9 protein-coding genes and 1 pseudogene are annotated in these 11,178 nt (G+C 33.3%); 7 read left to right on the forward strand and 3 right to left on the reverse strand.

All coding sequences use genetic code 11. From position 1 onward, the window contains the following. The 3 genes and pseudogenes from AADI82_RS10185 to AADI82_RS10195 form a co-directional block, all read left to right on the forward strand. Positions 1-1,614: pseudogene (locus AADI82_RS10185) on the forward strand (hypothetical protein); the annotation flags it as partial. Positions 1,615-1,633: 19 nt separating this feature from the next. Next, complete coding sequence (locus AADI82_RS10190) at positions 1,634-2,335, forward strand: polysaccharide deacetylase family protein (RefSeq protein ID WP_341216337.1); 702 nt, start codon at positions 1,634-1,636, stop codon at positions 2,333-2,335. Positions 2,336-2,575: 240 nt separating this feature from the next. After that, complete coding sequence (locus AADI82_RS10195; RefSeq protein WP_341216338.1) at positions 2,576-3,316, forward strand: hypothetical protein; 741 nt, start codon at positions 2,576-2,578, stop codon at positions 3,314-3,316. Between the two features lie 66 nt (positions 3,317-3,382). Here AADI82_RS10195 and AADI82_RS10200 read toward each other — a convergent pair whose 3' ends face one another. The 3 genes from AADI82_RS10200 to AADI82_RS10210 form a co-directional block, all read right to left on the reverse strand. Next, a complete protein-coding gene (locus tag AADI82_RS10200) occupies positions 3,383-3,679 on the reverse strand; it encodes a thioredoxin family protein (protein WP_341216339.1) in 297 nt (98 codons plus the stop codon). Positions 3,680-3,819: 140 nt separating this feature from the next. Next, entirely contained in the window at positions 3,820-5,049 is a 1,230-nt protein-coding gene (locus tag AADI82_RS10205; RefSeq protein WP_341216344.1) for a metallophosphoesterase, read from the reverse strand. Between the two features lie 104 nt (positions 5,050-5,153). Beyond that, positions 5,154-5,876, reverse strand: coding sequence for a copper homeostasis protein CutC (locus tag AADI82_RS10210; protein WP_341216340.1), 723 nt, complete (start codon positions 5,874-5,876; stop codon positions 5,154-5,156). 101 nt (positions 5,877-5,977) lie between these two features. Between AADI82_RS10210 and AADI82_RS10215 the strand changes: the two genes are divergently transcribed. From AADI82_RS10215 to rpsI, 4 genes are all read left to right on the forward strand, one after another. Continuing rightward, on the forward strand, positions 5,978-6,973 hold the full coding sequence (locus tag AADI82_RS10215) for a N(4)-(beta-N-acetylglucosaminyl)-L-asparaginase (RefSeq protein WP_341216341.1): 996 nt from the start codon (positions 5,978-5,980) through the stop codon (positions 6,971-6,973). Positions 6,974-7,093: 120 nt separating this feature from the next. Then, positions 7,094-9,940 carry a DNA polymerase I gene (gene polA, locus AADI82_RS10220; protein WP_341216342.1) on the forward strand — a complete coding sequence of 949 codons (2,847 nt, stop codon included), beginning with the start codon at positions 7,094-7,096 and terminating at the stop codon, positions 9,938-9,940. Between the two features lie 150 nt (positions 9,941-10,090). Next, positions 10,091-10,546, forward strand: a complete 456-nt coding sequence (rplM, locus tag AADI82_RS10225; RefSeq protein WP_341216343.1) for a 50S ribosomal protein L13 — start codon at positions 10,091-10,093, stop codon at positions 10,544-10,546. Then, the gene (gene rpsI / locus AADI82_RS10230) at positions 10,546-10,932 is read left to right on the forward strand and encodes a 30S ribosomal protein S9 (RefSeq protein WP_034042843.1); all 387 of its coding nucleotides are present in this window, start codon (positions 10,546-10,548) and stop codon (positions 10,930-10,932) included. The genes rplM and rpsI overlap by 1 nt, the downstream gene beginning before the upstream one ends. Positions 10,933-11,178 lie beyond the last annotated feature (246 nt).

Below are 11,178 nucleotides of genomic sequence, written 5' to 3' on the forward strand. Positions count from 1 at the left end.
AAAACGTTTTGGGTAATGCTCGTGTTTTTCCTTTTTACAGGATTAGCTATTCAGTTCTATACCAATGTGCGTCCGTTTGAACCTCGGGAGCGAGATTACTCAGTGGTAGGATCATTTTACGTATTTGCTATTTGGATTGGTTTTGGGGTTTATGCCATTTACGATGTGCTTAAAAAGTATTTACCTTCAAAACTAGCAGTACCTGTTATAACTATAGCATGTTTAATATTAGTACCTGGAATTTTAGCCGCAAACAATTGGGACGACCATGATAGATCTGATAAATATACAACTAGAGCTAATGCTAAAATGTACTTAGATTCTTGTGCAGAAAATGCTATTTTATTCACTATTGGTGATAATGATACATTTCCCCTTTGGTACGCCCAAGAAATTGAAGGTTACCGAACCGATGTGCGTGTGATAAATACTAGTTTATTCCAAACCTATTGGTATATCGATCAAATGAAACGTAAAGCCTACGAAAGCGACCCTATTCCTTCTCAATTAACACATAATGATTATAAATTTGGCACCAATGAATATGTGATTGTTGAAAACATAGTTAAAGACACTTTAGAAATAAAAGAAGCTTTAAATTTTATAACCAGTGATAATCCACGGTCTAAATATAAATACGTATTACAGCTTCAAGATGTAGATATATCGCAAGTAAGAAATCAAGACTTAAACATGAATTACTTACCAACAGAGTTTTTAAGACTTCCTGTTAACAAAGAAAGTGCTTTAAAGTATGGCATTGTAAAACCAAAAGACGCAGACCTTATTGTGCCTTATATTGATATAAATATTACTGGTGGTGCTTTATACAAAAACCGTCTTTTAATGCTCGATATTATTGCCAATAACGATTGGAAACGCCCAATTTATTTTACTGGTGGTGCTTTCGCGGAAGACGATTACATTTGGATGAAAGACTATCTTCAACTTGATGGCATGTGCTATAAATTAGTCCCAATAAAAACACCTGTTGATAGAGCAAATCCGTTTAATATGGGTAGAGTTGATAGTGATTTAATGCATGAAAAAGTTAAAAATTGGGATTGGGGTAATAGCGGAAGTCCAGACATTTATCATGATGTTGAAACCCGCAAAAACTCTATTACTTATCGTGGTAATTTAGCACGTTTAATTGAACAACTTATTAATGAAGATAAGCTAGATAAAGCTGAAGAAATTGCAGACATAGCCATGACTAATATGCCTGTTGAATACTTTGGATTTTACACACTTTTAGAACCTTACATTAGCGGATATTATGAAGTAGGAAATAAAGAAAAAGCACAACAATTATTTAAAGAAGTTGCAAATAAATATCAAGAAAACTTAACTTATTACAGTGGGTTAAAAGTTGAGAACCAAGAACGCTTATTCGAAGACATTTACACCGATATACAACGCTATAAAGGTCTTGTTGATGTTTTAGTTGAGTACGATATAGATTTTGCTGAAACCGAAGGCGATATTTTTAATAATTACTTAAAACTGTTTAAACATTTTTATGGTGACGATGAACTTGAAGAAGAACAGCAACATACTGATTTAGATATTCCTGTAGATAGCAATAGTTTACAGCTAGATACCGCTAATTAATTTGGATTAAGGCATGGGCATGACCTTAACACCTGTAAAAATACCAACGTTAGTTAAAAGGATGTTTTCAAATTATATTTGGAGCATCCCAACAACTAGTAAAATTATATATCTTACTTTTGATGATGGCCCAACTCCAGGTATTACAAATTGCACCTTAGATATATTAAAACAATACAATGCCAAAGCCACTTTTTTTTGTATTGGTAATAACATTGAAAAGCATCCTGACATTTTTCAGAACATTATAAATAGTGGTCATGCTATTGGTAATCATACGCATAATCATATTAAGGGTTGGAAAACCAAAACAAAAGATTATTTAAAGAATATTTTTGAAGCGCAAAATGTTATAAATTCTCAAATTAAAACTTATCACACTGAGCGCAGTCGAAGTGTAGAACTTGAAACTCAAAATCCTGAACTCAAAACTCTAAACTCTGAACTATTTAGACCCCCTTACGGACAAATCAAACCAAAACAAGGCAAACAACTTATTGGGTTGGGTTATAAAATAATAATGTGGGATGTGTTGTCTTTTGATTGGGACGATACTGTTTCACCTGAGGATTGCTTAAATAATGTGATTTCAAAAACTACAATAGGAAGTATTATTGTATTCCATGATAGTGTTAAAGCTTCAAAAAACATGCAGTATGCTTTACCTAAGTTTTTGGAACATTTTAGTAAAAAAGGATATAGTTTTGAATCTATAGATTGAAAAATATTCATCACCCTTAACTTGTTTCAGGGCCTCATAATTTATAGAAACATGCATATGTGTGATTCTAAAACAAGTTCAGAATGACGAAATACTTCACATTATAAATATAATAAATAAGTTAAGTAAGGACTTCAACATAATTTATCTTGAGCAAGTGACATACAAGAATGTTGTATACAATTCTTCGGTACAATTATTGATATTTAGAAAACCATTCTAACAATCAAAAAACTCATAATGAACAAACCCTTTCTAGCATTAATCATTTTAATCCTTTCTTTCGTTTCTTGCAACAATGATAATGATGATTTCAACACCATAGATTCCGACACCAGATGGTGGATACTAACTCGTCCGAACAATAATAATATTGGCGAATCTGAAATTATTCTTTATAATGAAACTAAATCGATAATTGAAAGAACAATTGATTTACCTACTCAAGCCGATTCGCCTCACGCACTTGAATTCGATGGAGAATTTCTATGGCTTGGTGGAATGGGAGGAAATGAATCAATTTATAAATTGAATCCTGAAGATGGAACTGTGGTTTCCGAATTAACTAGTATTAGAACCGAAGGAATTTCTTATTTAAATGGAGAACTATATTATTCATTTTATGGTAAAATATATCAAATAAGCCAAAACGGAACGCTAATTCAAGAAATCACATTATCAACTAATAACAATCCTAGCGACATAGCAATAAATAATTCGTCTCTTTACTATGTTTATAATGGAACTATTGACCCAATTATAAAAATAAACCAAACAGATTCAACAGAAGAAACAATTGCAGAAACAGAAGTTACTGCACTCTATACTCTTGCAATTCATAATGACAATTTAATAGTTACGACAAATTCCAACGCAATTCGTCGTTTTGACATCAGTTCTGGCAAAAGAATATCTGATACAGAAACGATTATAGAAGGTTGGATTACTGCAATTGTACCACACAACAAGCAATCTGAATAAAAAACTACTTACAACAAAACTATGTTTAATTAATTGCTCTTTGAACATTACTTACCGGAAAACCTTTTAAACGTATTGTTGAATAATACTAATAAGTGTATTAGCATCTTGCTCACCACTTTGGCGCCATTTCATTTCGCCATCTTTATAAATAATTAGTGTTGGCAAACCTTTCACTCTTAAAGCTTCAGCAAGTTCTTCATTTTTTTCAACATCAATTTTTATCACTTTTGCTTTATCGCCTAAAGCAGCAGCAACATCTCGAAGTACAGGGTGCATAGCTGTAGATTGCTCGTTCCACTCTGTAAAAAAGTCTAACAAAACAGGAATATCTACATCGATAAGTTCCCCAAATTTTGACATATCTTAATGTTTTAAATCAATCTAAAGTATTACAAACCTACAATTTTTTATTTAGTTTGAAAATCAACCATTTAAACCAAGCTGAAATACTTAATTATAAATATAAACAATTTTGTAATAATTACAACATTTGCTAACGTTTATGCGTCTTTTACTCCTTTTTTTAACTCAATAACAGTTATTTCTGGCCAAATCCCTACACGCCCTGGATACCCCAAATAACCAAACCCTCTATTAACATTTATATATTGTCCCATTTCTTTATAAATACCAGCCCAATATTTATATCGCCATTTTACAGGACTCCATTTTATCCAACCTGGAATTTCTATACCAAACTGCATCCCGTGTGTATGTCCGCTTAATGTTAAATGATAATGATAATCGTCTTTAATAACTTGCTGTTCCCAATGCGAGGGATCGTGACTCAATAGAATTTTAAAATCATCTTTATCAACATTTTGAGCTGCTTTCTTTAAATCACCTGCTTTTTTAAATCCGCCTGCACCCCAATTTTCAACACCCACAAGAGCAATGCGTTGCCCATCTTTTTCAATAAATCTACTTTCATTTAAAAGCAAATCATAACCCATTTCTTTTTGCAGTTTAATTAAGTCTTCTAAATTTTGAGTTTTAGCATCTGGTGAAGGCCAATCCACATAATCTCCATAATCATGATTTCCTAAAACCGAAAACACACCGTCTTTTGCTTTTAATGTGCTAAATAAATCTTTCCAGTCTGTCATTTCAGAGGATTTGTTATTTACCATATCGCCAGTAAATAAAATAATATCCGAGTTTTGCTCTTTTATTAAATTAACACCGTATTCTATTTTTTCTTTATCATCAAAACTTCCTGAATGGATATCACTTATTTGCGTGATTTTATAACCATCAAAAGCTTCTGGTAAATCTTCAAAATGTAAGGTGTAATTTAAAACTCTGAACCTGTATTTTCCACGATACATACCGTACAAAAGTGATGTAAAGGGAATTGCTGCCAAACCTAATGCTACTTGACTAATAAATTTACGTCTTGATGGGAGATAAAAAGACTCTTTAGTAGTTACCAATTTATCATACAGCCCTAAAATGAATCTGATAATGTCTTCACCTAATAGTACAGGAATAATAACTAATCCAAAAGACATAAACGCTAATAAAAACCCAAAAGCATAACTTTTTGTAGGGCTTAATACACGCCCTTCTGAAGATGATAAAAATTGAAATAAAAAGTTACCTAAAATTATTATGGCTATCCCAAAAAACACATAATAAACCCAAGAACTTTTAGTAACTGTTTTTATAGCTTGAAAGCTATAGAATAATATAAACAAATAGAACAGCACAAAAATAACCCAACGCAACATAGCTTTTTTTTTCAAAGATACTTTATTTTAAAATTCTGACTTAGGCAGTAAAACACATTTAACTGTATGTTAAGAACATAATTAATCTTTATCAAAAAAAATGACTAACTAATAGCTTTGACTATATTGGCAATAAGTCTCTCATCTGAAAATGATATAATGCGTTCATCAAATAAAGAAACACTATTCATTGAGATTTTAGGAGTTTCTATAACTTGAATTTTAGTTGAAGCCGAACAATGAATTTCGGCAAAACCTTCATTTTTAAATAATATAGCATTTTGTGAATTAATACCACTTCCTGGTAGAATTATAATTTTATTCTTAGCTGTTTCTTTTAGTTGCTTAAGCAACTCAACACCTTTTTCAGCAGTAGTTTGTTGTCCAGAAGTAAGCACTCTATCAACACCTAAATCTGCAAGTTGCTGTATAGCTTCAAATGGGTTTTCAATCCAATCAAATGCGCGATGAAATGTAAATGCCATTGGTTTTGAAAGTTCGACTAAGGCTTTAGTTCTTTCAATATCAATCGTATTATTTTTACTCAAAATTCCAGACACAATACCACTACAACCAAATGCTTTACATTGTATAATATCATTTTTAATAATATCAAATTCATCATCAGAATAAGTGAAATTCCCGCTTCTTGGTCGTATTAAAACAAATACAGGAATTTTAAGAGTTCCTATTACCTTTTTAATTAATCCAAAACTCGGTGTAATGCCACCAACTGATAACTCAGAACATAATTCAATACGGTTAGCTCCAGCGTTTTCAGCATGAATTGCAGAGTGATAAGAATTGGTACAAATTTCTAGCAGCATTTTAGTATATTAGAAGTCTAAATTAAGTATAATTTAGCAGATGTTTTTAAACTAAATAAGATTTCCGCTTTTGCGGAAAAGAAAAAAATTATAAAACTTAGATGAAAAGAAGAAACTTTATAAAAAACACATCTTTAAGCACTGCAGGTCTAATTTCAGCTTCTTTATTAGCCTCGTGCGAAGACAAAAAAACGATTACAAAACAAGAAGACAAAAAAACAATTAAACCTATAGCTGTTTGTACATGGAATTTTGAAAACGCAAATTCAAAAGCATGGGAAGTATTAACAAATGGAGGCAATGCTCTTGATGCCGTTGAGAAAGGTGCTATGGCAGAGGAAGCTGATATAAAAAATACCACCGTTGGCATAGGAGCAACACCAGACCGTGACGGAAACGTTACCCTAGATGCATGTATTATGGATAAAGATGGTAATTGTGGTGCCGTAGTATATTTACAAAATATTGCTCACCCTGTTGCTGTAGCAAGAAAAGTGATGGAAGAAACACCACATATTATTTTAGCAGGAAAAGGCGCAGAACAATTTGCTTACGAACAAGGCTTTAAAAAAACCAACCTACTAACAGAAGAAGCTAAAAGTAGATGGTTGGAATGGAAAAAAACATCTAAATACGAAACTATAATAAACATTGAAAACCATGACACCATTGGTATGCTAACCATGGATAAGAATGGCGATATAGCTGGTGCTTGTACCACAAGCGGCATGGCATATAAAGTTGGTGGACGTGTTGGCGATTCTCCTATAATTGGTGCAGGATTGTATGTTGATAATGAGGTTGGTGGAGCTACAGCTACAGGTGTTGGAGAGGAAGTAATACGTATGGTAGGAAGTTTTTTAATTGTTGAATTAATGCGCCAAGGTAAATCTCCTCAAGAAGCTTGTGAAGAAGGCGTAAAACGTATTATGGCTAAAAACAAAGGACGAGAAGATTTTCAAATTGGCTTTTTGGCACTAAATAAAAAAGGAGAAACAGGAGGCTATTGTGTACACCCAGGATTTACATATCGTAAAGCCACTGAGGCTGGACATACTAATGAAGAGGTAGATTCATTTTATAAAAAGAAAATATAGGACATTCTTATATCTCATAAATAAGCTTTCTTCTTTAAAAGGACTTAAAAACATTAAACTTTATTGTTTCAATTAAGTAATAACTTTTTGTAGCTTTGATTTTCTATCAAAACAAACAAAATGTCAGAACAAAAACGCCTTTTTCTTGTCGATGCTTACGCTTTAATATTTCGTGGATATTATGCCTTTATAAAAAATCCAAGAATTAATTCTAAAGGAGAAGATACTTCGGCTATCATGGGTTTTATGAACTCGTTATTAGATGTTATTAAACGTGAACGACCAGACCATTTAGCGGTTTGTTTTGATAAAGGTGGAAGTGCTGACCGAGTAGAAATGTTTGAAGCCTACAAAGCCAATCGTGATGAAACCCCAGAAGGTATTAAAACTGCCATACCCTATATTATGGAAATCCTTAAAGCCATGCACATTCCAATAATGGTTAAAGAAGGTTATGAGGCTGATGATGTTATTGGCACGCTTTCCCGTCAAGCGGAAAAAGAAGGTTACAAAACCTACATGGTTACTCCAGATAAAGATTTTGCACAACTGGTTACCGAAAACATTTTTATGTACAGACCTGTTTTTGGTGGTGGTTACGAAACTTGGGGAATACCAGAAGTACAGAAAAAGTTTGAAGTGACTGACCCCATGCAGGTGATTGATTTTTTAGGCATGATGGGCGATTCCAGCGATAATATTCCAGGACTACCTGGTGTTGGTGAAAAAACAGCTAAAAAATTCATTGCCCAATTTGGAAGTATGGAAGGTTTATTGGCTAATACAGAACAGCTTAAAGGTAAAATGAAGGAGAAAGTTGAAGGAGCAAAAGAACTTGGGCTGCTTTCTAAAAAGTTAGCAACTATTATGTTGGATGTTCCGGTGACTTTTAATGCGAAAGATTTTGAACTCGATCATCCAGATGTTGAAAAGGTTAAAGAAATTTTTCAGGAATTAGAATTTAGACGATTAACCGATAATTTCTTAAAAACGTTTTCGTCTGAAACGGAAACAGCTCAAACTTCAACCGAAAAAACTTCAGAAAAAACAGAAATAAAAACAACACCAAAGGAAGTTAAATCTGCTGGAGCTGGACAATTTTCTCTATTTGGAGCAGAAGACAATTCCGCGGAAGCGATAACAAGTAATTCAAGAAAAACCTTGAGAACATCGTCGCATTTTTACCAAAGTGTCGCCTCGGGAATAGCAACCAAACTCTTTATTAAAAATTTAATGAACCAAACTTCGGTGTGTTTTGATACCGAAACGACAGGATTAAACCCGATAACTGCTGAATTGGTTGGCATAGCATTTTCTTGGGAAGTTGGAAAGGGGTTCTATTTGCCTTTTCCAGAAAACAAAGGTGAAGCCCAAGAAATCATTGAGCAATTACGTCCGTTTTTTGAAAGCGAAACCATTGAAAAAATTGGTCAGAATTTAAAATATGATATTAAGGTACTTGCAAAATACAATGTTACCGTAAAAGGCAAATTATTTGACACGATGTTGGCACATTACCTTATCAACCCTGATATGCGTCATAATATGGATGTGCTTGCTGAAACGTATTTAAATTATACACCCATTTCCATAACCGAATTGATTGGTAAAAAAGGAAAAAATCAACTTTCGATGCGAGAAGTTCCGTTAGAAAAGCAAACCGAATATGCGGTAGAAGATGCCGATATTACGTTGCAGTTAAAAGAACATTTTCAGAATGAATTAGGCGAAGCCAATACCCAGAAATTATTTGACGATATTGAAATTCCACTATTACGTGTATTAGCTGCAATGGAATTGGAAGGTATTAATTTAGATAAAGGTTTTTTGAATTCACTTTCTGAACAATTAAACAAAGATATTACACATTTAGAAGCTAAAATTTATGAAGCTGCCGGAGAAGAATTTAATATTGCTTCGCCAAAACAGTTAGGTGAAATTCTATTTGACAAAATGAAACTAGTTGATAAGCCTAAAAAAACAAAAACCGGACAATATGCCACAGGAGAAGATATTTTAAGTTACTTAGCAAAAGACCACGAGATTATTCAAAATATATTAGATTTTAGAGGGCTTTCAAAACTTAAAAGTACTTATGTTGATGCGTTACCATTGCAAGTTGAAGAAACAACAGGACGTGTACATACCGATTATATGCAAACCGTTGCAGCGACAGGTCGTTTGAGCAGTAATAATCCAAATCTTCAAAATATTCCAATTAGAACAGAACGTGGACGGCAAGTACGAAAAGCGTTTATACCAAGAAATAAAGATTATACGTTGTTAGCTGCCGATTATTCGCAAATAGAACTCCGTATTATTGCGGCTTTAAGTAAAGAAGAAACCATGATTGAAGCCTTTAAAAAAGGTGAAGATATTCATGCATCTACAGCTTCAAAAGTATTTAATGTCCCTTTAAGCGAAGTCACTCGTGAGCAGCGAAGCAATGCTAAAACGGTCAACTTCGGAATCATTTATGGCGTTTCAGCTTTTGGCTTAAGTAATCAAACCGATTTATCGAGAAGTGAATCTAAAGAACTTATTGACACTTATTATGCAACCTATCCGAAACTACGAAACTTTATACATGATCAAGTTGATTTTGCTCGCGATAATGGTTATGTCCAAACAGTTTTAGGTCGTCGCCGTTATTTAAAAGACATCAATTCTCGTAATGCTATTGTTCGTGGTGCTGCAGAACGCAATGCTGTAAATGCACCCATACAAGGAAGCGCCGCAGATATTATTAAAATTGCCATGATTAAGATTTACGAGAAATTACAAGCTGGTAATTATAAAACAAAAATGCTGCTGCAAGTACACGATGAATTGGTTTTTGATGTTTATAAACCCGAATTGGAAACCATTAAAACATTGGTAAAAACCGAAATGGAAAATGCCTATAAATTAGAAGTTCCTTTAGATGTCGATTTAGATATTGGCGACAATTGGTTGGAGGCGCATTAAATATTGAAAACTTCTGGTTTTTATTTTTATTTTTTGGATAAAAAAAACACATAAAATAATCTCCCTTCACTATTTGGTAATCAAATATATAATCGTAAATTTGCAAACTCTTTTTGAGAGAGGAATGTTTAATTAGAAAAAATTTAAAGTGTGGACACATTAAGCTACAAAACGATTTCAGCAAACAAAGCTACTGTAAATAAGCAGTGGGTTTTAGTTGATGCTGAAGGTCAGGCGCTTGGTCGTTTATGTTCTAAAGTTGCAAAACTTTTAAGAGGTAAACACAAGCCAAACTTCACACCTCATGTTGATTGCGGAGATAATGTAATTATTATCAATGCAGAAAAAATCACATTATCTGGTAACAAATGGAACGACAAAACGTACATTCGTCACACTGGATATCCTGGAGGTCAAAAAAGTTTAACTGCTACAGAATTGTATGGTAAAGACCCTGCAAGAGTAGTAGAAAAATCAGTAAAAGGAATGTTACCTAAAAACAAATTAGGTGCCAATTTATTCCGTAACCTAACAGTTGTTGTTGGTTCAGAGCATGCTCATGCAGCGCAAAAACCAAAAGCAATTAACTTAAACGAATTCAAATAATGGATGTAATTCACAAAATTGGCCGTAGAAAGACGGCTGTTGCTCGTGTGTATGTAGCCCCAGGAAAAGGGAACATCACGATTAATAAAAAAGACGTAACTGCTTACTTTACAACTGCAACATTACAGTACAAAGTAAAGCAACCTTTAGTTATGACTAACAATGATAGCAACTTTGATATTACAGTAAATGTATTTGGAGGAGGTATTACAGGTCAAGCAGAAGCTGTTCGTTTAGCAATCTCTCGCGCAATGTGCGAATTAGATGCAGAGAACAGGCTAACATTAAAACCAGAAGGTTTATTAACTAGAGATCCAAGAATGGTAGAGCGTAAAAAATTCGGACAGAAAAAAGCGCGTAAAAAATTCCAATTCTCGAAACGTTAATATTACCTTCAACACAATTGGGTGTCTATTTTCAGTATTCTCAATCGTGTTGAAATTGAATAAAAAAATTAAAACAGTTATTGTTGTCCTAGTGTAAAAACAGGATTTAGTTTAGCATCTAAATGAAGCCAAAAGCCAAAAGCTAAAAAGCTAAAAGCCAAATGGAACATTGCTAATTCAACAGAACGTAAACTATTACAAAATGGCAGTAGAAGTAAAAGAATTACTTGAAGCAGGTGTACACTT

It is taken from the genome of uncultured Wocania sp., from assembly GCF_964021735.1.
Classification (GTDB): Bacteria; Bacteroidota; Bacteroidia; order Flavobacteriales; family Flavobacteriaceae; genus Wocania_A.

What these genes read in the sequence shown, in the direction of transcription:
- polA (WP_341216342.1), top strand. Translation starts at nt 7,094, where the DNA reads ATGTCAGAACAAAAACGCCTTTTTCTTGTCGATGCTTACGCTTTAATA.
- AADI82_RS10215 (WP_341216341.1), top strand. Translation starts at nt 5,978, where the DNA reads ATGAAAAGAAGAAACTTTATAAAAAACACATCTTTAAGCACTGCAGGT.
- rpsI (WP_034042843.1), top strand. Translation starts at nt 10,546, where the DNA reads ATGGATGTAATTCACAAAATTGGCCGTAGAAAGACGGCTGTTGCTCGT.
- AADI82_RS10205 (WP_341216344.1), bottom strand. Translation starts at nt 5,049, where the DNA reads ATGTTGCGTTGGGTTATTTTTGTGCTGTTCTATTTGTTTATATTATTC.
- AADI82_RS10195 (WP_341216338.1), top strand. Translation starts at nt 2,576, where the DNA reads ATGAACAAACCCTTTCTAGCATTAATCATTTTAATCCTTTCTTTCGTT.
- AADI82_RS10190 (WP_341216337.1), top strand. Translation starts at nt 1,634, where the DNA reads ATGACCTTAACACCTGTAAAAATACCAACGTTAGTTAAAAGGATGTTT.
- AADI82_RS10210 (WP_341216340.1), bottom strand. Translation starts at nt 5,876, where the DNA reads ATGCTGCTAGAAATTTGTACCAATTCTTATCACTCTGCAATTCATGCT.
- AADI82_RS10200 (WP_341216339.1), bottom strand. Translation starts at nt 3,679, where the DNA reads ATGTCAAAATTTGGGGAACTTATCGATGTAGATATTCCTGTTTTGTTA.